20 protein-coding genes are annotated in these 22,549 nt (G+C 64.9%); 7 read left to right on the plus strand and 13 right to left on the minus strand.

Annotated features, from left to right (window positions below; genetic code table 11):
* Window positions 1-356 precede the first annotated feature (356 nt).
* On the plus strand, window positions 357-1,241 hold the full coding sequence (locus NKI10_RS12175; RefSeq protein ID WP_031251333.1) for an AraC family transcriptional regulator: 885 nt from the start codon (window positions 357-359) through the stop codon (window positions 1,239-1,241).
* Window positions 1,242-1,527: 286 nt separating this feature from the next.
* Here the strand turns inward: NKI10_RS12175 and NKI10_RS12180 are convergent, their stop codons facing one another.
* Window positions 1,528-2,322 (minus strand): FadR/GntR family transcriptional regulator, encoded by a 795-nt coding sequence (locus NKI10_RS12180; RefSeq protein WP_023671079.1) that lies wholly within the window; start codon window positions 2,320-2,322, stop codon window positions 1,528-1,530.
* A 3-nt stretch (window positions 2,323-2,325) separates the two neighbouring features.
* The gene (locus tag NKI10_RS12185) at window positions 2,326-3,768 is read right to left on the minus strand and encodes an FAD-binding oxidoreductase (RefSeq protein ID WP_352860087.1); all 1,443 of its coding nucleotides are present in this window, start codon (window positions 3,766-3,768) and stop codon (window positions 2,326-2,328) included.
* A gap of 161 nt (window positions 3,769-3,929) precedes the next feature.
* On the opposite strand from NKI10_RS12185, the gene gloA reads away from it, so the two are divergent.
* Entirely contained in the window at window positions 3,930-4,340 is a 411-nt protein-coding gene (gene gloA / locus NKI10_RS12190) for a lactoylglutathione lyase (RefSeq protein ID WP_019856614.1), read from the plus strand.
* Window positions 4,341-4,414: 74 nt separating this feature from the next.
* Here the strand turns inward: gloA and NKI10_RS12195 are convergent, their stop codons facing one another.
* The 4 genes from NKI10_RS12195 to NKI10_RS12210 all read right to left on the minus strand — a co-directional run bounded on the left by NKI10_RS12195 (window position 4,415) and on the right by NKI10_RS12210 (window position 9,109).
* Entirely contained in the window at window positions 4,415-5,383 is a 969-nt protein-coding gene (locus tag NKI10_RS12195; RefSeq protein ID WP_352860089.1) for an ABC transporter permease, read from the minus strand.
* A gap of 4 nt (window positions 5,384-5,387) precedes the next feature.
* Window positions 5,388-6,890 carry a sugar ABC transporter ATP-binding protein gene (locus tag NKI10_RS12200; RefSeq protein WP_352860323.1) on the minus strand — a complete coding sequence of 501 codons (1,503 nt, stop codon included), beginning with the start codon at window positions 6,888-6,890 and terminating at the stop codon, window positions 5,388-5,390.
* A gap of 5 nt (window positions 6,891-6,895) precedes the next feature.
* Window positions 6,896-7,879: an ABC transporter permease gene (locus tag NKI10_RS12205; protein ID WP_023683137.1), complete on the minus strand. Its 984-nt coding sequence runs from the start codon at window positions 7,877-7,879 to the stop codon at window positions 6,896-6,898.
* A 159-nt stretch (window positions 7,880-8,038) separates the two neighbouring features.
* Window positions 8,039-9,109 carry a sugar ABC transporter substrate-binding protein gene (locus NKI10_RS12210; RefSeq protein WP_023744122.1) on the minus strand — a complete coding sequence of 357 codons (1,071 nt, stop codon included), beginning with the start codon at window positions 9,107-9,109 and terminating at the stop codon, window positions 8,039-8,041.
* A gap of 305 nt (window positions 9,110-9,414) precedes the next feature.
* Between NKI10_RS12210 and NKI10_RS12215 the strand changes: the two genes are divergently transcribed.
* Window positions 9,415-11,010, plus strand: coding sequence for a GMC family oxidoreductase (locus NKI10_RS12215; RefSeq protein WP_023728493.1), 1,596 nt, complete (start codon window positions 9,415-9,417; stop codon window positions 11,008-11,010).
* 777 nt (window positions 11,011-11,787) lie between these two features.
* Window positions 11,788-12,813 (plus strand): ribosome small subunit-dependent GTPase A, encoded by a 1,026-nt coding sequence (gene rsgA, locus NKI10_RS12220; protein WP_502897540.1) that lies wholly within the window; start codon window positions 11,788-11,790, stop codon window positions 12,811-12,813.
* A 60-nt stretch (window positions 12,814-12,873) separates the two neighbouring features.
* Here the strand turns inward: rsgA and NKI10_RS12225 are convergent, their stop codons facing one another.
* Genes NKI10_RS12225 through NKI10_RS12255 form a run of 7 tightly spaced genes read right to left on the minus strand, consistent with a single transcriptional unit; the run spans window position 12,874 to window position 19,187 of the window.
* Window positions 12,874-13,665 (minus strand): sugar isomerase domain-containing protein, encoded by a 792-nt coding sequence (locus NKI10_RS12225; protein ID WP_023700933.1) that lies wholly within the window; start codon window positions 13,663-13,665, stop codon window positions 12,874-12,876.
* A 37-nt stretch (window positions 13,666-13,702) separates the two neighbouring features.
* Entirely contained in the window at window positions 13,703-14,473 is a 771-nt protein-coding gene (locus NKI10_RS12230; protein ID WP_023824597.1) for a GntR family transcriptional regulator, read from the minus strand.
* Window positions 14,470-15,345 carry an ROK family protein gene (locus NKI10_RS12235; protein ID WP_352860093.1) on the minus strand — a complete coding sequence of 292 codons (876 nt, stop codon included), beginning with the start codon at window positions 15,343-15,345 and terminating at the stop codon, window positions 14,470-14,472. Before NKI10_RS12235 ends, NKI10_RS12230 begins: the two co-directional genes overlap by 4 nt.
* Complete coding sequence (locus NKI10_RS12240; protein WP_023698618.1) at window positions 15,342-16,082, minus strand: PIG-L deacetylase family protein; 741 nt, start codon at window positions 16,080-16,082, stop codon at window positions 15,342-15,344. Before NKI10_RS12240 ends, NKI10_RS12235 begins: the two co-directional genes overlap by 4 nt.
* 1 nt (window position 16,083) lies before the next feature.
* Window positions 16,084-16,935: a carbohydrate ABC transporter permease gene (locus NKI10_RS12245; protein ID WP_352860095.1), complete on the minus strand. Its 852-nt coding sequence runs from the start codon at window positions 16,933-16,935 to the stop codon at window positions 16,084-16,086.
* Window positions 16,932-17,864: a carbohydrate ABC transporter permease gene (locus tag NKI10_RS12250; RefSeq protein ID WP_352860097.1), complete on the minus strand. Its 933-nt coding sequence runs from the start codon at window positions 17,862-17,864 to the stop codon at window positions 16,932-16,934. The genes NKI10_RS12245 and NKI10_RS12250 overlap by 4 nt, the downstream gene beginning before the upstream one ends.
* Window positions 17,865-17,912: 48 nt before the next feature.
* On the minus strand, window positions 17,913-19,187 hold the full coding sequence (locus NKI10_RS12255) for an extracellular solute-binding protein (RefSeq protein WP_352860099.1): 1,275 nt from the start codon (window positions 19,185-19,187) through the stop codon (window positions 17,913-17,915).
* A 316-nt stretch (window positions 19,188-19,503) separates the two neighbouring features.
* Between NKI10_RS12255 and NKI10_RS12260 the strand changes: the two genes are divergently transcribed.
* From NKI10_RS12260 to NKI10_RS12270, 3 genes are read left to right on the plus strand one after another with little or no spacing between them, the layout of a single operon-like run.
* Complete coding sequence (locus NKI10_RS12260) at window positions 19,504-20,796, plus strand: ABC transporter substrate-binding protein (RefSeq protein ID WP_023820601.1); 1,293 nt, start codon at window positions 19,504-19,506, stop codon at window positions 20,794-20,796.
* Window positions 20,796-21,686: a carbohydrate ABC transporter permease gene (locus NKI10_RS12265; RefSeq protein WP_352860100.1), complete on the plus strand. Its 891-nt coding sequence runs from the start codon at window positions 20,796-20,798 to the stop codon at window positions 21,684-21,686. Before NKI10_RS12260 ends, NKI10_RS12265 begins: the two co-directional genes overlap by 1 nt.
* Window positions 21,683-22,546, plus strand: a complete 864-nt coding sequence (locus tag NKI10_RS12270) for a carbohydrate ABC transporter permease (protein ID WP_352860101.1) — start codon at window positions 21,683-21,685, stop codon at window positions 22,544-22,546. The genes NKI10_RS12265 and NKI10_RS12270 overlap by 4 nt, the downstream gene beginning before the upstream one ends.
* Window positions 22,547-22,549 lie beyond the last annotated feature (3 nt).

The following is a 22,549-nucleotide window of genomic DNA, read 5'->3' on the forward strand; positions in this document are numbered from 1 at the left end:
GCTTGGCGCTGCGGCGGACGCATAGGGGGAGAGAAGTGTCACCTATGTATCCGGTTCAAAGTGTTACCCATCTATCGGCTGGACAACCCAAGCTTTGAGGGCTGCGACCCCGAAGATTGCCATTTCCTCTCCCATTAAATGGGGGTAGAGGTGGCTCGGGGAAGCCGAGACGGAGTGGGGCCGGCACTGCCAGTCGAGGATTAGGCTGCGTAGAGCCGCCTACGAATAAGCCGATCAGTCGCGCCTCCAACCGGCAACTAGCGAGCACTCGTCCATCCTATCAAACCGCAAGATCGGTCGAGCGCGACATGTCCGGAACCGCCTATCTGGTGTCGCCACGCAGGACGAGACGTTTGATGACGCCACTTGAAAGCTACCAAGCCCGGATGCAGCGGGTGCTGGACCACATAGACCAGCATCTGGACGGAGATCTGGGCCTGGAAGCGTTGAGCGGCGTCGCGGCGTTCTCGAAATACCATTTCCACCGGCAGTTCACGTCAACCTTCGGCTTGTCCGTGCATCGCTATGTCCAGCTCGCCCGCCTGAAGCGCGCTTCGTACCGGCTTGCCGAGAGCGACGCCCAAAGCGTCACCGACATAGCGATGGATGCCGGTTACGACGCACCGGATGCCTTCGCCCGCGCCTTTCGGCAACGGTTCGGACAATCGCCTTCGTCGTTCCGGAAGTCTCCCGACTGGGGGGCGTGGCTCATGGCCTTCGGGCCGCTCGACAAAGCAAGGACCACGCTCATGCAGATAATCTTCGAACCCGCCGACGTGATGATCCGCGATGTGCCGCCGACGCCGGTGGCGATCATGGAGCATCGCGGCGACCGGGCGACGCTTCCTGACACCATCCAGCGCTTCATCGCCTGGCGCAAGGCGGCCGGCCTCTCGCCCGAGACAAGCCCGACCTTCAACATCTTCCGTTCCGAAAGGGAGCCCGCGAACCCGGCCGATTACAGCATGGACATCTGTGCCGGAACCGACCTGCCGGTAGAGGGCGGGCCGATCGAGGACGTGCAGATGAAGGCCGGCGTGATCCCCGGCGGACGCTGCGCGGTGCTGCGCTACCCCGGCAACACCAACAATCTCGAGCCGGCAGCGCTCTACCTGTACCGCGAATGGCTTCAGGCCAGCGGCGAGGAGGCGCGCGACTTTCCGATCTATTGCCAACGGCACTTTTCGTCGAACGGACCGGTGCGCGAGGTGGTGCTTGAGCTGTTTCTGCCGCTGAAATAGCGCGGTGGGGTGGCGGCCTGTCTCCGGCCCTGAGCTGGTTGAGCCGACGACCGAGTGAAATCTGATATGGCGCTCCCCCACTCCGTCTCGGCTTCGCCGAGCCACCTCTACCCCCACATTCGTGGGGGAGAGGAAACCCAAGCTTTTGAAGGGCTGCGATCTCGGAGATTGGCATTTCCTCATCCCCCATGAAATGGGGAGAGGTGGCTCGGCGAAGCCGAGACGGAGTGGGGGTCAGCGCTGCCATAGGCGATTGGCCCAGCGCGCGGATAAGGCAAGGCTATCCCTAAGCCTGCCCGCGCACAGCCTTCCGCAACCGCGAATGCCGTACCGGAGACGCTGCCTCGGGCCCCGGCGCTATCTCCGCAGCTTCCCCCTCATGCAACCCCACCCGCAGCGCCGCGCCCGCCAGATGGTCGCGCATCGCGGCTTGCGCCCCTTCGGCGTCGCCGGCACGGATCGCTCTCAGGATGCGCTCATGTTCGCCGAGCGTGATGCGGGCCATGTCGTCCGACTTTTGCTGGTTGCCGGCAGCGAGAATGCTTTCGCGCACCCGCTCGGACACGAAGACCAGGAATTGGCCCATGTAGGAATTGCGCGTCGCCTCGGCGACGGTGCGGTGGAATTCGAGGTCGCTGCGCAGCCAGGCGACGCTGCCATAGGGGGCGGCGCGCATGCCGGACAGCGCATCGCCCATGGCTTTGAGATCGGCGTCGCTGCGCCGTTTTGCGGCAAGGGCCGCCGCCTGCACTTCGAGGATGCCACGCAGTTCGAACAGATTGCGAAACGAGTCGGCGCGCTGCAGCGTCTCATGGTCGATGGTCAGCACCGTCGGGTTGTTGCTCTCGACCACGAAGGCGCCGCGCCCCTGCTGCGACCAGATTCGGCCTTCCGAGCGCAGCCGCGCGATCGCCTCGCGCACCACGTTGCGGCTGACCCCGAAAGTGGTTGCCAGCGCCGCCTCGGTCGGCAGCTGGTCACCCGGCTTCAGCCGGCCTTGCGCGATCTCGCGCGAGATGGAACTGGCCACCAGAGTGGAGAGGTGTGGGCCGCGATTGACCTTGTCGAGTTTCAGCGTCATCGCTCACCTATAGTCGACGGCGGCGGCCGGCGCCAGAATGCGACCGTTGCTCAGGATGTGGCGCGGGTCGAATGCGTCCTTGATGCCGGCGGCGAGGTCGAGCGTCACCGGATCGATGCGTTCGAGGAACGCCTTCTGCTTGACCCGGCCGATGCCGTGCTCGGCGCTGATAGAGCCGCCATAGCGATCGACGACGGTGAAGATCTCGGCTTCCGCCTGCTCGAACAGATGTTCCATCGCCTCGGTGCCCATGCCTTCCGGCGGCACGACGTTGAGGTGGATGTTGCCGTCGCCGACATGGCCGTAGGTGACGGCCAGCGCGTCGGGCCGGGCTTTCTCCAAGGCGGCCAGCGCATCGGTGACGAAATCGGCAAGCCTGGAGATCGGCACCGACACATCGGTGCGCAGGTAGCGCCCGCCCCTGCCCTGCCGCTCGACCATGATCTCGCGGTAGAGCCACAACCGCTCACCTTGAGCCCTGGTCGAAGCGATGACGCCGTCCTCGACGATGTCCTCGACGCTGCCGAGAAACCCCAGCAGCATATTGGAGAGGTCGATCAGCCCGCCCGACGACACCTCGATCAGCACATAGACGGGATAGGGCTGGCTGAGCGGATCGGGAAAATCCTGGCCTTCGCGCATGGTGATCTCGATGCCGCCGCGCAGGATCAGTTCGAAGGCGGTGAGCAAATCGCTGCAATCGCGCCGCGCCCTTGCATAGAGTGCCATCGCGTCCTCGACGGAGCGCAGGCCAACCAGCGCGGTTTCGATCTGCGTCGGCTTGGGGAATAGTTTCAGCGCCGCCGCGGTGACGATGCCTAGCGTGCCCTCCGAGCCGATGAAGATCTGCTTCAGATCATAGCCGCGGTTGTCCTTGCGCAGCACTTTCAGCCCGTTCCAGATGCGGCCGTCGGCCAGCACCACTTCGAGGCCAAGCACCAGGTCGCGCGTCATGCCGTAGCGCAGCACGTTGAAGCCGCCGGCATTGGTGGCGACATTGCCGCCGATGCGGCAGCTGCCCTGCGCGCCGAAAGTGATCGGCAGCAGGCAGTCGCTCGCTTCGGCGGCGCGCTTGGCGTCCTCGAGAATGCAGCCGGCCTCGACCACCATGGCGAAGTCGATCGGGCTGATCGAGCGAATCTTGTTCATGCGCTCCAGCGAGATGACGATCTCGCCGCCATCCGCCGCCACTGCGGCGCCGACGAGCCCGGTCAGGCCGCCTTGCGGCACCACCGGAATGCGCTCGGCATGGCAGAACCGCATCAGCGCCGACATTTCCTCCACCGAAGAGGGCCGCGCCACGGCCAGCGGCCGGCCGAAATGATCTCCCGACCAATCTCGGCTGTAGCGCGCCAGATCCACTTCCTCGGTCAGCAGCCCGCCATTCGGCAGCAGGCCGGCCAGGGCTGCGATCTGCGATGCGGAGGGTGGCGGCACGGCATTCATGGATTGGCTCTGGGCCCCTCGGCAAAACGGCTGGACAAATACCGGCGTTGTCGTGTTATCATACAACCCTGATTGAGAACATCAAGCGAGGCCATCTTGCCGCCAAGCGTTCGATGTGGATGATCAGACTCGCAAATCACAGAATTCGGAGGACTTCCCCAATGAGCGACGCCCCGGGCTTTCGCTATATGCACACCATGATCAGGGTGCTCGACCTCGACAAGTCGATCGCCTTCTACACCGAGGTGCTCGGCATGACCCTGCTTCGCCGCGACGACTACCCCGGCGGCAAGTTCACCAACGCCTTTGTCGGCTATGGCCCCGAGGACAAGGAAGCCGTCGTCGAGCTGACGCTGAACTGGGGCCGCGAGGAACCCTACGAGATCGGCACCGGCTTCGGCCATCTGGCGCTCGGCGTCAACGACATCTACGCCGTCTGCGCCGAACTGGAAAAGCGCGGCGCCAAGATCCCGCGCAAGCCCGGCCCGATGCAGCACGGCACCACCCACATCGCTTTCGTCGAAGACCCCGACGGCTACAAGATCGAGCTGATCGGCCTCGACACGATGTGATCCGATCGGGCCGGACCGCATCGGCCTCGCGCCGATGCGGTCCCGTCCTGTCCGCGCTTGCCTGGGAGGCGGGATCACTTGATGACCGCGATCTTGCTGCGGTCGATGGTAATGGCGACGGCAGCGATCAGCACCGCGCCGAACACCATGTTTTCCAGGAAGATATTGACGCCGACAAAGGTCATGCCGATGCGCACGATCGAGATGATCAGCGCGCCGACCGCCGTGCGGGCAACGCCGCCGAGCCCGCCGGTGATCGCCGTGCCGCCGACAATGACGGCGGCGATGGCCGGCAGCAGCAGCTGGTTGGCCAGCACCGGCGAGCCGCTCGACAGCCTGGCTGCCAGCACGACGCCGGCGATGGCCGCGAGCATACCCGACGCGGCAAAGGCGATGATCTTGGTGCGGTCGACATTGATGCCCGCCGCCCATGCCGCCGGCTCGCCGGCGCCGACCGCAATCGCCTGGCGGCCGAAGCGTGTGTAGCGCAGCGCCAGAAAGGCGGCGATGCCGATCACCGTCGAAATCAGCACCACCACGGGAATGCCGGCGACAGTGGCGTTGATCCAGGCGGTGTTTTCGCGACCAGCCTCCTCGATGGTGATGGCGCGGCCATTGGAGACCCAGAGCGCCAGGCCGGTGACCACGCCGCCGGTGGCGAGCGTCGCGACGAAGGACGGCACGCGTAACTCGACGTGAACGACGCCGCTCAACACGCCGAAGGCGAGCCCCGACAGGATCGCCACCGGAAAGGCGGCAAGGCCGAGCGAAGGCAGCAATTGCGCCAGGATGACGCTGGCCAGCGATGCCACCGCCTGGATCGACAAATCAATGCCGCCAAGCAGGATGGCGAAGGTGACGCCGGTCGCCAGGATGAACAGCACGGCAGTGTTGGCAAACAAAAGCGCCACGGTCTCGCCGGTCAGGAAGCCGGGCGCGGCGATCTCGATGATCAAAAGCAGGCCGACAAGCAGCACCAGCGGAATGGCGCCTTGCGTCCACTTGCCTTCGAAAACCCGCCTGATGGAGAACGCTTCATTCATCGGCTCACACCATTGCCCTGAGAAGATCGACCTGGTTCGGCTTGTTGCCCGGACTGGCATCGAAGCGCGCGGTGATTGCACCGTCGCGCATCACCAGCACCTGGTGCGACAGGCCGATCGTTTCCTCCAGCGTGTCGGAAATCAAAAGAATCGCCACGCCTTGCGCGGAGAGATCGCGCACTAATTCGTAGACCTCTTCCTTGGCGCCGACATCGAGCCCGCGTGTGGGATGGTCGAGCACCAGGATGCGCGAGCCCGCCGTCATCCAGCGCGCCAGCACCACCTTCTGCTGGTTGCCGCCGCTGAGCTTGCGGCAGGCGGCATCGGGACCGGGCGCCTTGATGCGCAGCCGCTTGATCCAGTCGGCGGCAAGCCGGCGCTCCTTGCCATAGTCGATGGCGCCATGGCGCATGACGCTGGAGAGATCGGCCAGCGAAATGTTCTCCGCGATCGACAGGAACATCACCAGCCCTTCGAGCCGGCGCTCGCGCGGGACATAGCCGATGCCCTTGCGCACCGCCGGTACCGGCGAGGAGAAGCGCACGGCATCGCCGGCGATTTTCATCTCGCCGGCATCATGCTGGACGAAGCCGCCAACGGTGCGCGTCACCTCCTCGCGGCCGGAGCCGACGACGCCGGCAATGCCGACAATCTCGCCGGCCCGGATCGAGAGATCGACGCCGTGATAGTAACCGTTGGCGCCAAGCCCCTTGGCCTCGACCATCACGATATCGCGCGGCGCCAGCTGGCGAGCCTCGCGGTAATATTCGGCCTGCAGGCCGCGCCCGACCATGATCTCGTGCAGCTCCGGCGCGGTGACTTCAGCTGCGCGGTGCTCGGCGACGACCGCGCCGTCCTTCATCGTGTAGACACGGTCGGAGATGTTGAGCACCTCGTCGAGGCGGTGCGAGACGAACACAAAACTGGCGCGGGATTTAAGCGAGCGCACCCGCGCGAACAGCACCTCGATATCAGCGGCGTTGAGCACCGAGGTCGGCTCGTCGAGCAGGATCAGCAACTGCCGCTCGACCACTTCCTCCAAGGTCAGCGCCTTGGCGAGCTCGACCATCTGGCGTGCGGCGAAGGTGAGTTCGGAGGTGCGCGCGGTGACGTCGATGTCGATGCCGATCTTGGCCAGTTGCCGCCGCGCCGCCGCGTTCATGGCGCGCCAATTGACGAGGCCGAAGCGGGTGAAGCGGTCCTCTTCGCCGAGATAGATGTTTTCGGCAACCGTCAGGTTCAGCACCAGCGACTGCTCCTGGAACACCATGCCGATGCCATGCCTGGCCGCATCACGGGCGTTGCGCATGCGCAGCTGTTCGCCATCCAGCGTCAGCGAGCCGCTATCCGGCCGGTAGCCGCCGGCCAGCACCCGCATCAGCGTCGACTTGCCGGCGCCGTTCTCGCCGATCAGCCCGACAACTTCATTGGGCCGCACCTCAATGGAGACGTCGCGCAGCGCCTGCACGCCGGGGAAATTCTTGATGATGTTGGACGCCTGCAGCATGGCGTTCACTTGACGATTTTCAGGCGGACACGGTCGAGCGACAGCGCCACCGCGGCGATGATCATCAGACCCTGCACCGTCTGCTGGATGTAGGGCGAGATGCCGAGCAGGATCATGCCATTGGCAAGCACGGTGACGATCAGCACACCGATCAGCGTGTTGACGACGCCGCCCTCGCCGCCGGTCAAAGCGGTGCCGCCGACGACCACTGCGGTGACCGCTGCAAACAGCCTGCCGTCGCCGATGACGGCGTGCGACTGGCCGAGCTGTGCCGCGGCCAGCACGCCGGCAATGCCGAAGAAGAACCCGGCCAGCGCAAAAGCGGTGATGCGCACGCGCACCACATTGACGCCGGAGAGCTTGGCGACATCCTCATCACCGCCGATCGCCAATATGTGGCGGCCGAGCTTGGTGTGATACTGGATGACAGTGGAGAGCAGGAAGGCGCCGAACGCGACCCAGACCGCCACCGGAAGGCCGAGGAAACGGTGCAAGGCCAGGTCGCGGATCGAGGCGTCGTTCAGCTTGATGGCCGTGCCGCCCAGCATATAGACCGACAGGCCGAGGCCGATGAACCACATGCCGAGCGTGCCCATGAAGGACGGGATGCGCAGCATGGTCTGGACGAGACCGCTGACGAAGCCCATGGCGGTGCCGGCGGCGATGGCAGCGAGCACCGCCCACCAGCCATAGTCGTTGCCGTTGCCGTCATTGGCGGCGAGCAGCACAAGCACCATTGCCGCCACCGAAAGCGTGCCTTCGACTGCGAGGTCGATGCTGCCCATCAGGATGATGAAGGTCAGCCCCATCGCCAGCGTCAGCGGCACGGCGGCGGAATTCGCAAGCCGCACCAGATTGCGCAGCTCGATGAAATTGGGGTTGGCAATGGCGATGAGTACGCAGAGTACAATCAGCACCGCCAGCGGCGCCAGGCTGCGCCAGCGCCTGCCGCCCAGGAATGTGGCGATGCGGCCGGGGAACGATGTCATGGGCGTCGTCCGCTCTATGTCCGAAACGGACTTCAGGGGTTCTGTATGGATTGTCAAGAAACCGCTTCCCGTCTGCTGGTGACAGCCGTCGCGACAAGGGGATCGCGACGGCTGCGGGAGGAAGCGGGCCGCCAGGGAGTTGCAGCCCACTCCGATGGATCAGGTGCGGATTGCTCCGGTGACCCGGCCCCACAGATCGTTCCAGTCGATCTCGGGCTTCGCATCGACATTGGTCTTGTAATATTCCTCGACATTGTCGTGCGAGATCAGCACCGCCTTGCCGTAGAACTCACGGTGCTCCGGGGGCTCCTTGGTAGGGTCGAACTTGCCGATCTTGGCGTTGTAGCCGATGGCTAGACCCATGCCACCCTGCCAGAACGGATCCGAAGTGACGGTGCAGGCGAACTCGCCGGTGCGCACCGCATCGACCGCCGTCTTGATGCCGTCGACGCCGACGATCGGCACCTTGCCGGCGAGATTTTCGGCACGCAGCGCTTCCAGTGCGCCGGAGCCCATATCGTCATTGGCCGCCCAGATGCCCTTGATGTCGTCGCCGAAGCGGGTGAGCAGATTGCCCATCAGGTCGAAGGCTTCGGTCGACTTCCAGTTGGCGACCTGGAAGTCGAGCAGCTTGATGTCCGGGTTGGCGGCGAGCGCCGCATCGAGGCCCTTCTTGCGTTCGATCGCCGCCGTGGTCGAGATCAGGCCGCCGAGTGCGACGATGCCGCCCTTGCCGCCAATGGTCTTGAACAGGATCTCGGCGATGGTCTTGCCGCTGTCGATGCCGTCGAACTCGATATGCGAGACATAGTTCGGGTTGAAATCCTTCGGGTGCAGATCCCCAGGCTTGTTCCACTGGGTCACCACATAGGCGCCGGCCTTGGCGCAGGCCTCGACGATCGGGCGCGCATCGGGCGTGTCGTTGGGATCGGAATTCAGCACCATGTTGCCGCCGGTCTTGGCCAGCATCGCCTTGATGTCGGCAATGCCCTTCTCGCTGTTGCCTTCCGAAACCAGCGTGACGTGTTCCAGCCCGGCCCATTTGGCATACGCTTCCGCGCCGGTCTTCCACACCGCGTGATAGGGGTTGGACAGCGAGCGGATCGACGTCACCAGCGTCGGCTTTTCCTGCGCGCGCAGCACGCTCGGCATCGCGAGTGCCGCCACGCCGGCGGTGGCGCCCATCATCAGCGTGCGCCGGTTGACCGCAAAATTCTTCGTGTCGTTCATACCTCGAAACCTCCCGATTGAATTCTGTTCCGCCCGGCATCTTGCGCAGGGAGCGCGGCCGGGACCTCGTGGTGAGGATCGTCAAGCTCCTCCACTTGTACGACAACCCTTCAACACGATAACCATACCCTTTCTCTTGACGTGGCACAAGCGACTTGAGATCGTCGCGCGCAAGAGGAAGGGGCGGTGATTTTCATCGCCCGCCGGAGCATGATCCCTAGAAGTGGGAACCGGTTTTCTCGGACAAATCGGGAAACCGTTTTGTCCGGAGATCATGCTCCAACAAAGAGAACCCGGGAGTGGAAATGACGGATTACATCATTGTCGGCGGCGGTTCGGCTGGCTGCATTCTGGCCGCCCGGCTGAGCGAGGACCCGGACGTGTCCGTCGTGCTGCTCGAGGCCGGTCCGCCCGACACCGACCGCTACATCCATTTGCCGGTCGGCTTCTTCAAGATGACGTCGGGGCCGCTGATCTGGGGTTATGACACCGCGCCCGGCAAGGAGATCGACGGCCGCACCATGGTCTATCCGCAGGCCCGCGTGCTGGGCGGCGGCTCCTCGATCAACGCCCAGGTGTTCACCCGCGGTTGCCCTGAGGATTATGACGGCTGGGCGACTGAGAATGGCTGTGCCGGCTGGAGCTATGCCGACGTGCTGCCCTACTTCGTCCGCTCCGAGGGCAACGACACTTTTGCCGATGCGCAGCACGGCACTGACGGCCCGCTCGGCGTCTCCAGCGGCGCGCCGCATCCGCTGACCCGCATCTTCGTCAAGGCGGCGCAGCAGGCGGGCCTTCCTTTCCGCGCCGACTTCAACGCCGGTAAGCAGGCGGGCGCCGGCTTCTACCAGACGACGACGCGCCGGGGGAAACGCTCGAGCACGGCGGTCGCCTATCTGAAGCCGGCGCTCGGCCGCAAGAATCTGACGCTACGCACCGACGCCTCCGTCAGCCGCATCGTGGTCGAGAACGGCCGCGCCATCGGTGTCGAGATCATCGTCAATGGCCGCACCGAACTGCTCCGCGCCGAGCGCGAAGTCATCGTCGCCGCCGGCGCCATCGGCTCGCCGAAATTGCTGATGCTGTCCGGCATCGGCCCGGCCGTGCATCTCGGCGAGCACGGCATCAAGGTGGTCCACGATTCCAAAAACGTCGGCCAGAATCTGCACGATCACATGGACGTCGATGTCGTCGCCGAGCTCAACGGACCGCACGGCATCGACCGTTACAAGAAGAAGCGCTGGCAAGCGGTCGCCGGTCTTGAATATGCGCTGTTCGGCAAGGGGCCGGTGGCCTCCAACATCGTCGAGGCCGGCGGCTTCTGGTGGGGCGACCGCGCGGAGAAGACGCCGGACATCCAGTTCCATTTCCTGCCCGGCGCCGGCGTTGAGGAAGGCATCGGCTCGGTTCCCGGCGGCAATGGCTGCACGCTGAACTCCTACCATGTGCGCCCGCGTTCGCGCGGCAGCGTCACGCTCAAGTCCGCGGACCTGCGCGATGCGCCCATCATCGACCCCAACCCGTTCGCCGAGCGCTATGATCTCGAACGCGCCATCGACGGCATCGAGATCAGCCGCGAAATCCTGTCGCAGCCAGCCTTCGCCAGATACATCAGCCGCGAGCATCTGCCCGGCAAGGCGATGCAGGGGCGCTCAGCACTCGAAGCCTTCGCCCGAGAACATGGCCGCAGCGCCTATCACCCAGTCGGCACCTGCCGGATGGGCGGCGATGCCGACAGCGTCGTCGACCCCGAGCTTCGCGTGCGCGGGCTGCAAGGCCTGCGCGTCTGCGACAGCTCGGTCATGCCGAGCATCGTGTCGTCGAACACCAACGCCGCCGTGGTCATGATTGCGGAGAAGGCGGCGGATCTGATTGCGGGGCGGATGCTGCCGGTGGCGTAAGCAGGACAATGGCATGTGGTGGCGCCATGCGATTGCCTTGCCTTGAGCACCTGTCGCTGAGCGCATAGCACTCGAACCCCACTAAAAACGACAGCCTCCCGCAGCGCCTTCAACCGGCGCTTGCGCAACCCACCAACCGACCGGAAACCCCGGTTGCGGGCCCGTTGCCGACGCCTGCGCGGGGATGTGAAAGCGCTTTGGCGCCAGTTCCGCGATCACACCATATGAACCGATCCAACCTCTGCTAGCTTGTGGACGTGGGACTTGTCCCGCTTTGGCCGGTGCTTCAGGCAACCCCATCCCAACCCCCCGCCCCCTGTGGCGCCGGCCATCCCCCTCCCTTCTACCAGGCTTCCCGACCTGCCATCCTCAGCCGTCCTTGCCAACTTCGAGGTCGACGACGAGGCCTGATGCGTTGCATGCAAATCCAAACCATCGGGCAGCGTATCGATGATGGCCGCCAGGCGCTCCGGTTCGCCTTCCGTGTTGCAGACATTGAGAGTAACGAGACGTAAGCGCATAGGACTTTTCCTCAATGTTGAACGACCCTCGACGCACGCGACGTGGATAGGTGCCACGGTAGGTTTCCGTGTCTGGTGACGTTCAGCGAACCACCGCCTCGATGCGTTCCAAGCGGTGCGCGAAACGGCTTGGCCATCGGCGCGGTTCGGCTTGCCAAATGCCGCCATGCCGCCCATACACGGCTTGAACAACCGCCCCGAGGGTCCGCGCCCATTTTGCCAAAGGATACTCTCCGATGTCTGTGACGCCGTCGCCGTGGTCAAAACCGTGACGGCTTCCCTCGCAAGCCTGGGCTGGACGGATTTCTTCGGCGACCAGCTTGAAGCCGATGAGGCAGACCTGGTGCCGACGCGCATCGCTTCGGTGCACCGCGACCGTCTGGCCGGTCTGTCTCTGTCAGGGCCAGTGGATCTGACGCTGCCGGCCAATGCCAACACCGGCGACTATGCCGTCGGCGACTGGGTGCTGGTCGAGCCTCACACGCATCTGCTGCGCCGCCGCCTGACCCGCAAGACGGTGCTGGAGCGCCGCACACAGGGCGGCAGGGTGCCGCAGCTGGCCGCGGCCAATGTCGACACGCTGTTCATCGTGACGTCCTGCAATGCCGATTTCAACATCGCCCGGCTCGAGCGCTATCTCGCGCTGGCCAACGAGGCCGGAACGACGCCGGTGATCCTGCTGACCAAGGCCGACACCGCTGACGATGCCGAGGCTTACCAAGGCCAGGCCGCCGCCCTGCAGCGTGGGCTGGCCGTGGTGCTGCTGAACCCGCGCGTCGCCGATGCCGCAGCGGCGCTTGCTCCCTGGTGTGGCGCAGGGCAGACGGTGGCGCTGGTCGGCTCCTCCGGCGTCGGCAAATCGACGCTGGTCAACACGCTGGCCGGATCGGCGCAGCAATCGCCGCAACAGACCGCGGGCATCCGGGAACACGATGCCAAGGGTCGCCACACCACCACGGCGCGGTCGCTGCACCCCATTGCCGGTGGCGGCTGGGTGATCGACACGCCGGGCATGCGCACGCTGCATGTCAGCGACGTCGCATCCGGCATCGACACGCTGTTTGCCGAAATCACCGAGCTCGCACCGCTGTGCAAGTTCCGCGACTGCACCCATGTCCACGAACCGGGCTGCGCGGTGCAGGCTGCGTTGAAGGCGGGTACGCTCGACCCTGAGCGCCTTGCCCGCTGGCGCAAGCTGTCGGAGGAAAACCAGGGCAACACGCCGGTTCAGAGCGGCCCGCGCGGCAACAAATCGCCTGCCGGGCGCCCGAAGCGGCGTTGAGAGGATAGGAATTGCGGAACGAGACGTCGGAGGCCCGGCATGTGCCGGGCCTCCCTTTTTTCACTCTCCGCGCATCGTTGCCTGGAAGGTCGGCAGGTGCTTCTGCTGCGCCTCCAGCATGCGCTCGCGGTAGACGCCGTAGATGACGTCGGTGTCGTGCAGCGTCACGCCGGCAATGGTCGGCGAGGCGAAGACCGGCAGTTCGATGCCGCGCTTGGCGAGTTGCTCGGCCGTGCGCGCGATCAGCTCATGCGCCAGGATCATGGCAAGCACCGTCGATGAGCCCGACACCGGCCGGCTCCAGCCCTCGACCGGCACGATGGCGTCCTCGATCGGCGAACAGGTGTCGATGACGAGGTCGGCGGCATCTGCCAGCCGCTTGCCGGAGGAGTGCGTCGCCGGCTTGTCCAGATTGTTCTTGCTGGTGACCGCGACGACGAAGATGCCGCGCTTCCTGGCGTATAGCGCGGTGTCGATGCCCGACGAGTTGCGGCCGCTATGGCCGAAGATGATGATGGAATCGCCCTTGTTGAGCGGCTGGTGGTCGAGGAATTTTTCGGCGTATTTTTCCGTACGCTCCAGCCACAAAAGCTCGCGCACGCCGCCGGCGCCGAGCACATTGTGCCACATCACGCGCGGGTCTGTCAGGGGGTTGAAGCCGACATAGCTGCCATAGCGCGGAAACACTTCCTGCACCGGCAGCACCGAATGGCCGGAGCCATAGAGATGCACCAGCCCGCCGCCCTCGAGCGAGTCGGCAAAGCGGCTGGCAGCCTGACCAAAGGCCTCTTCATTGGCTTTCGCAGCCTGGTCGATGAGGGCGGCGAGACGGTGGATGTAGAGATCGGACACGTGGGTACTCCTGTTTGATGTGTCGGTCTGGAATGGATCAGCTTCTCGGGTTCAGCGGCACGCGTCCGGCGCGCAGCGTCGAGCGGATTTCGTAGCGGTCGCCGCGCATGATCGAGACGGTGAATTCGAACGGGCCGCGCTCGTCGGTGGTGATGCGTTCGACCACGAAGGCCGGGCTGCCGACAGCGAGGTCGAGCAGTTCGGCGTCCGCCGCGCCGACCGCGCCGACCCGGTAGTTCTCCCGCGCGGCCACCGGCACGATGCCGTAATGGCGCTCCAGCGCCTCGTAGAGCGAGCCCTGCAGCAGGCCGGCATCGAGGAAGCCCGGCACGCGCACCGCCGACAGCTGCGCCGTCTGGATGCCGATCGGCTCGTTGTTGCCGAGCCGCAGCCTGCGTATGCGCACCACCGGATCGCCCTCCTCGATCTCCAGCGCGCCGGCAGCCGCCGCATTGGCGGTGGTCAGGCTGCAGTCGAGCAGACGCGAGCCCGCGACCACGCCAATATTGCCCATCTCCTGGGTGAAGCTGGTCAGCTCGCGCGTGCCGGCGACCAGCGTGGTCGAGCGCACGAACGTGCCGCGGCCATGTTCGCGCCTGAGCAGTCCTGCCTCCTCGAGATTGCGTAAGGCGTGGCGCAGCGTGATGCGGCTGACGCCGAACAGGGCGCACAGCCTGTCCTCCGCCGGGATCTGGTCGCCCGTTGCCCATTCGCCGCTCTTGACGATGGCTCGGATCGCCTCTTCGACCTGGTACCAGAGCGGCTCCGGCCGTCTGCGGTCCGGTTGCTGAAAGCTTGCTTCGCTCATCGCACCTGCCTCCACCCTTGCCCAACGGCGCCGGCCAGCGCCGCGCCGACCAGACCGGCGCGGGGACCGAACTTTCCGGGCTTGACGTCGATGCCGCGCAGATGCGGCGGCAGTTGACGTCGCAGCGCCGCAAGCAGCGGCGGCCGGATCACATCCAGCGCGTCCGCCAAACCACCCGAAATCAGCACCGCTTGCGGATCGAGCAGCGCGACAGCGCCTGCAAGCGCGGTGCCGAGCTGTCGCGCCGGCAGTTCAAGCAAGGTGAGTGCGGCCAGTTCGCCGGCCTGGGCAGCGGCGATCAGCTGGCGGCCGTCGGCAAGGCCGATCTGTCCGGCAAGGGCATCGAGCGCCCGGCCCGACGCGACGCGCTCCAGCCAGCCGCTGCGCTCTTCACCATGATCCCTCACGTCGGCGCAGGCCCAGCCGAACGAGCAGGCGCCGCCATGCGCGCCGGCAACGATGCGGCCATTGGCCAGCACCGCCGAACCGATGCCGGTGCCGATGGCGAGCAGGATCGCATCCGACATGTTTTTCGCACTGCCTTCGACAGCCTCCGCCAGCAGCGCAATCTGCGCGTCATTGCCGAGCGCTACGCGCAGTTTGGGAAACAGCGGCTGGATATCGACGCCGTCGAGGAACGGCAAGTTGGGGATCCAGCGGCAGATTGAGCCCTCGACCAGACCCGGCACCGCGATGCCAAGTGCTGAGACCGACCCGGCCTCAGCGCACAGCGCGTCGATGCGCGCAATGAAGGCACCAAGGGTTGCCGGCGCCGGCTCGCTGCCCAGCGCCTCCAACGCACCGACATCGCCCGTAGATACGGCGGCGCGCAGATTGGTGCCGCCGAGATCGATGGCGAGTACCCGCCTCATCGACCGGACCCTTTGCCGAAGGGGAGCGAGAACAGGCCGCTGCCGGCATTCCACGAATGCGACGCCGCCGCGAAGGCCTGCGCATGGCGCGTGCCACGCAGGCAGCCGCGCAGCCGGTAGAGCGAACTGTAATAGTCGACATAGGGGAAGCTGCTCAGGCCGCGCGCCAGCTCATACTCCATGACCGCGTCGCGCCAGGCCTCGAACCCGTCGCTGACATCGACGAGATGCTCGGGCCGGAAGCCGTCATCGTCCTCCCAGTTCTCGCCGAACAGCAGCAGTTGCGGCGTGTGCGCCGGATGGTCGCTGGCAACGGTCGGCAGTCCGGCGAAGAAGATACCGGTCTTCGTCAAATGCGCGGCGGCGCGATGGTCCTTGTGCCAGCTGCCATGCCAATGGGTGATGACGATCTCGGGTTTCAGCTCGCGAATGATATCGCCCACTTCGAGCGCCGTCTGATCGTCTGTGGGCAGGAAGCCGTCGCGCAGGCCAAAGCTACGCATGGCGACGCCGAGCCGCTCCGCCGCGCTGCCCGCTTCCTCTTCCTTCTGCACGCAATAATGCGCGGGAACCAGGTACGGATGGCCCTGCTCACCCATGGTCAGATGCAGGAAGGTCACCGTGGCGCCGCGTTTGACGGCAGCGGCCGCCAGCGGCCCGGCCATCACCTCGGCATCGAAGGCGTGTGCGCCGACCACCAGGATGGATTTCGCCGCATAAATCCTGTCTTCGATCATTTCATGCCCCTCCGGTGCCGACGCCTTCGCGAATCTGCCGCGCCAGCAGACAATACATGATCAGGATGGGCGCCATGGATATCGCCAGCGAGGCGAACACCAGGCCCCAGTCGGTGCGGAACTGGCCGACGAAGACGCTGATCGCCAGCGGCACCGTCTTGTAGCGGTCGTCGAAGATGAAGATCAGCGGGAAGAAGAAATCGTTCCACACCGCGATCGCGGTGAAGATTGCCACGATCGACACCGCCGGCTTGACCATCGGCAGGATGATCTGGAACAGGATGCGGACCTCGCCGGCGCCGTCCATGCGCGCCGCCTCGTCCAACTCGGAGGGCAAGACGCGCATGAAATTGGCGAAGATGAAGACGGCGAAGGGAATGCGGATCGCCGAATAGACCAGGATCAGCCCGGTCAGCGAATCCAGCAGGCCGAGATTGCGCATCAGCGTGAACAGTTCGACCGAGGCCAACCGGATGGGCAGCATGATGCCGGACAGGAACAGGCCGAGCATGATGGCATTCCAGCCAAGCTTGTAGCGGCTGAGCGGATAGGCGGCCATCGCCGAGACGACGATGGTGAGGATGACGGCGCCGCCCGTGGCGATCAGGCTGTTGATGAAATTCTGGCCGAGATCGGCGCGCGTCCAGGCGTTGATGAAATTGTCGAAGGCAAAGCTTTGCGGCAGGCCGAGCCTGTTGTCGTAGATCTCGGCCGTGGTCTTGAAACAGGAGACGATGAGGATGTAAAGCGGCAACAGCACGGCCGCCGTCCAAACGACCAGCACCGTCCAGCCGGGCAGCCGCGCCAGCTGCCGAGAGATGGCCGGTCTTTGTGAAATCGCCAGCGCGCTCATAGCTGCACCGTGCGGCGGTCAAAGAAGCGCAGCATCATGAGCGTGCCGATGCTGAGGATCAAAAACAGCACGGTGCCGAGCGCCAAAGCCAGACCGATATCGGTGATGCCGACAGCACCTTCCGCGCCGAAGGCCAGCCGGTAGAAGTACGTCACCAGCGTGTCGGTCGAATAGCTCGGATTGCCCTGCACGCCCTGCATGACATAGACGATGTCGAACTGGTTGAAGGTGTTGATGAACGACAAAGTCGTCAGCGTGCCCAGCGCCGGCATCAGCAGCGGCAGCGCGATCGAGAACAGCATGCGCGCATTGCCGGCGCCGTCAAGTTTTGCCGCCTCGAAAATCTGGCCGGAAATCTGCCGCAGACCTGCCGTGTAGATCAGCACCGGCAGGCCCATCCAGTTCCAGGTATCGACGGCGATCAGCATGGCGAGCGCGGTGTGGCTGTTGCCGAGCACAGTCAGGCTGCCCTGGTGCACGCCGAGCCCGTTCAGCGCCCATTCGACGACGCCACCCGGTGCCAAAAGCAACCGCCACAGCGCGCCAATGATGACCGGGCTCAGCACCGCCGGAAAGAAGAACACCGACTGGAAGAAGGCCGCACCCTTGTCGCGCAGGAACAGCAGCCAGGCGAACAACAGGCCGAGGCCATTTTGGAAGACCATGATGCCGAAGAACCAGGCGGTGTTGTGCCACAGCGCGCCGTAGATCCGCGCGCCGCTGGGGAAAACGAACAGCCTTGAGAAATTCGACAGGCCGGCGAACTCGACCATGCGCAGCCCCTTCCAGACGAAGAAGCTGCCCCAGAGCGACATCCCCAGGGGATAGAGGACGAACAGCGCATAGACCGCCAGCGCCGGCAGGATGAACAGCACGGCCATGCGCTGCTGCGTGCGGCGAAGGCTGCTGGTGCGGCGAAGGGTGCTCATGCGCTTTTCTGGTCCGTGAGAGGCCGGCCGCTTTGCGACCGGCCGCGCCTACTGCTTCGGCTTGAACCAGGTGGCGACTGCGGCCTGCATGTCGGCCGCCAGCTTCTCCGGCGCGATGTTGCCTTCGACCATGTCGATGATCTCCGACTGCAGCACCGAAGACGCCGTCGGCGACTGCCAGCGGAAGCCGACCAGCGTCAGATAGGGCGTCGAATTCTTCGCCATCTCCATCATCGAGGCCAGCACTGGATCCTTCACCGTCACATCCGTGCGGGCCGGCGGCCAGCCGAGCTCGTCGGCGAACATCTGCGCGAACTCTGCCGAAGCCATGAAGCCCAGCACCTTGGTCGCGGCTTCCTTGTTCTGGCTCTCGGAGACCAGGCCATAGGAGCCGTCGGAGAAGGCCGAGGTGTAGAGTTTTGCCCCGGCATCGTCGGCGGGGAACGGGAAGATCGAGAATTTCAGCTTCGGGTTCTGCGCCTTGAAGCTGCCGTTCTCGAACGAACCGCCGAGGAACATCGCCGCCTTGCCGCCGATGAACTGCTGCGTGGCGGTGGTGTAGTCGATGCCGGCGAAGCCGTCGGGGAAATACGGCTTCAGCTCGGCGAAGCGCTTCAGCGCCGCGACATAGCGCGGATCCTCGAAGGTCGCCTTGCCGCTCATCATCTCGTCGTAGAATTCAGGACCATAGACGGTCGGGCCGACGACGCCGACGGCGATCTCCAGTTCCCAGGCCGAGCCGTTGGCGCCGCCGGTGGCGATCGGCGTGATGCCGGCCGCCTTCAGCTTCTCGCAGACAGCGGTGAAATCCTTGTAGGTCTTCGGTATCTCGATGCCCTGGGCGGCGAAGATATCCTGGTTGTAGAAGACGCCCATCATCGGCACCGAATAGGGCACGCCATAGAGCTTGCCGTCGCTGCGGCCGCGCGCGCCGCCAAGCGCCGCGTCCTCCATGTTCTTCAGCTCCGGCACGCTGTCGTCCAGCGCGTCGAGATAGCCGGCCTCGACGAAGGGCTGCAATTCGCCATAGGCCTTGAGCTGGGCGATGTCGGGCCCGCGCCCGCCGCGCAGCGCCGTGCTCAGCCGGTTCTGGTAGTCGGCATCGGGCGTGAACTGGATGGCGACCTTGATGCCGGGGTTCTTCGCCTCGAAGGCATCGAAGATGCGGCGCATCGCGGCCTCGTCCTCGGTGCGCCAGCTCCACAGCGTCACCGTGCTGTCGGCGGCTCGCGCCGGCAATGAGGCGAAGACGCCGGCGCAGGCGGCGGCAAGGCCGCCGATCAGCCCAAGTGCTGCGCGCCGGTGAAGTGAAAGCATGCTCATTGCCAGTCTCCCATTGTTCTCTGTCCTTGGCGTCCCGCGGCGTTTCCGTGCCGTGAGAAGTAATTGGTCCGGCAAAAGTCATTATAACGACATAGCGGTATTCGCAAGAGGTCTGCTACGCCTCAGGAATGGCGGCGTTGGCCCGCTCACGACATTGCAGTACCTGCATCCATTTGTTGCCTAACGATAAATATCCACATTCAAGCGCCGCAAAGAAATCTGTGACCGTGCCATGTGAGACTTTTTCGCCAGCAAGCCCTTGCGTCACCGCGCTGACTTGTCATAACGTCATTGTGAACCGATAGGAGGATGAGGAATGTCGTTTGCCTGGACGTCGAAACTGGCACTGGCCGCAGGCCTCGCCATCCTGCCCACCACCGGCTGGGCGCAATCGGTCAACATCTCCTATCTCACCCACTGGTCGCCGGAGACGGTCGCGCTGCTGGAAGCGGCGGCCAAGGATTATGCCAAGACCAATCCGGATGTCAGCGTCACCGTGCGCGCCGTCCCCTTCGGCGACCTCCTGACCACGCTGCGCTCGCAAGGCGGCGGCGCGGACGGCCCAACCATCGGCGGCATCTACGATCTCTGGTTGCCGGAACTGGCGCGCGACAAGCTGGTCGCGCCCGCTCCCGATGCGGTGGCCAGCGAGGTCAAGGCCGCCTGGCCGGCGGGCATCACCAGCGCCGCCTCGGTCGGCGGCACGCTGTACGGCATCCCCAACGAAATCGACGTCTATGCGCTGAACTATAACAAGGCGCTGTTCAAGCAGGCCGGCATCGCGGCGCCACCCAAGACCTGGGACGAGTTCAAGGATGCGGCCAAGAAGCTGACCAACCAGGATGCGGGACAGCAAGGCTTCGGCATGATCAACTCCTGGGCGGCCGGCGTCGTCCACCCCTTCGCCTCGCTGCTGGTCTCCAATGGCGGCGACCTGGTCAAGGACGGCAAGCCGGTGCTCGACAGCCCGCAGGCCGCGGAGACTTTCCAGCTCTATGAAGACCTGATCAAGTCGGGCGCCAGCGTGCCGTCGATGGCGACAGCCGACGCCAACACCACCGGCCCCTTCCTCGACAATTTCGTCTCCGGCAAGACCGGCATGATCATCATGGCCAATTGGTGGGAGAGCGCGCTGAAGGCCGGCATGGGCGACAGATTCGCCGACATTGCAACGGCGCCGATTCCCGTCGGCCCGAGCGGCGACAAGCCGCATTCGATCTCCTACTCCTGGATGACCGTGGTCAACGCCAATGCAGGTGCGGCCGAGCAGAAGGCGGCATGGGACTTCCTCGCCTGGCTGAACAATCCAAAGTCCGGCAAGAACGGCGCTTCCGCGATGTCGGATATCCTGATGTCGATGGGCATCCTGCCCTCACGCCTCTCCGACATCGAGGCGCACAAGGACAAGCTCGGCTCGGAATTCCTCTCCGGCTATGTCAGCGTGCTCACCGACGCCAAGCCGTTCCCTGTCGTGCCCGGCGGCCAGGAATTCTCGGAATCGCTGCAGCAGACGCTCGAGGCGTTGCAGTATGGCCAGGTCTCGGCCAAGGATGCGCAGGCGACGGCGCAGGCCGACGCCATTTCGATCCTGGAGCGCGCCGCCAAATAATGATTCAGAGGTACCGTGCCTCGGCGGGCATCATGCTGGCGCCCGCCGTGACGCTGATCGGCATCTTCGTCCTGTTGCCGATGCTGCTCACCGTCTGGCTGTCGTTCCAGGACTGGTCGACGCAGACACCGTTTTCCAGCGCCGGCTTCGTCGGCCTCGACAATTTCCGCGAGATTTTTGGGGTCTCCTCGGTTGGCCGCGATTTCAAGGCCGCGCTCGCCAACACAGCCGTCTACACCGCGCTCTCCGTCATCCTCATCCTGCCTCTGTCGGTGGCCTTTGGGCTGATGGTTTACCAGCGCGATGTCGCCGGCGGCACGGCGCTGCGCACGGTGCTGTTTGCCACCTACATGGTGCCGATGATCGCTGTCGCGCTGGTGTGGTCGAAACTCTATTCGCCGAGCGAAGGCCCGCTCAACCAGATGCTCGGCCTGATCGGTGTGGGACCACAGCCCTTTCTGTCGTCACCGCGCTCGGCGCTGATCTCGATCGTCTTCCTCAATGTCTGGCAACAGGTCGGTTATTTCACCGTCTTGGCGATCGCCGGGCTGACGCAGATTCCCGGCAGCCTGTATGAAGCAGCAAAGCTCGACGGCGCCAACCGTTTCGAGCAGTTCCGCTTCATCACCCTGCCGCTGATACGGCGCACGCTGTTGTTCAGCGCCGTCATCGCCATCATTAACGCCGTGCAGGTGTTCGAGCCGGTTGCCCTGATCACGCAGGGCGGGCCGGTCGGCTCGACCAATGTGCTGACCTACCACATCCGCCGCGTCGGCATCGAGCGTGCGCAGGGTGGACTGGGTTCGGCCATGGCGGTGATGCTGATGCTTTCGCTGATTGTCGTCGTCTGCGCGCTGTTTGCCTTCGCCAACCGGAAGAACGACGAATGAGCGCGGGATCGTCGAGCCGGCTGTCGCGCCGGCGCCCGTCGGGCCGCAAGGCGCTGCTGGCGACGCTGATGCTGCTGGTCGCCGTCGCCTCGGCCTTCCCGCTGGTGTGGATGGTGCTGTCGAGCCTCAAGACGCCGGCCGAGAGCATGCAGGTGCCGCCGGTGTGGATCCCCCTTACGCCGAGCTTCGACGCCTATGAGAAGGTGTCGGGCGTGGTCAATGTCGGCCGCTCGATGTGGAATTCCCTGGTCATCGCCTCGATCACCACCGCCGGCATCCTGCTGACCAGCATGATGGCCGGCTACGCCTTCGCCAAATACTACTTCCCCGCCAAGTCGCTGCTGTTCTCTGTGCTGATCGCCACCATGTTCCTGCCGCCGATCGTGACGCTGATCCCGCTCTATCGCCTGGTCGGCTCGATCGGCCTCAACGCCAGCCTCGCCGGCATCATCGTGCCCAATCTCGCCAATGCTTTCGGCATCTTCCTGATGCGCCAGTTCATCTCCGGCGTTCCCGACGAGCTCATCGACGCCGCGCGCATGGACGGCGCCTCGGAGTTCTTGATCCTCTACAAGATCGTCGCTCCCAGCGTCGCTCCCGCAGTCGCGGCTCTGGCCCTCTTCGCCTTCGTCTACCACTGGAACAGCTATCTCTGGCCACTGACCGTGCTGCAGGGCAATGCCGACGCCTATCCGATCGTCATCAGCTTGAGCCGCTTGCTCAGCTACAACAGGGGTGCGGTCAACACCGGCCTGGTGATGGCCGGCGCCACGCTCGCCGTGCTGCCGCCGCTCATCCTGTTCGTCTTCCTGCAGCGCTTCTTCGTCGATTCCATCGTCGGCTCGGCGATCAAGGGATAGCTC

The sequence above is a fragment of the Mesorhizobium sp. M0802 genome (assembly GCF_040320115.1).
Classification (GTDB): Bacteria; Pseudomonadota; Alphaproteobacteria; order Rhizobiales; family Rhizobiaceae; genus Mesorhizobium.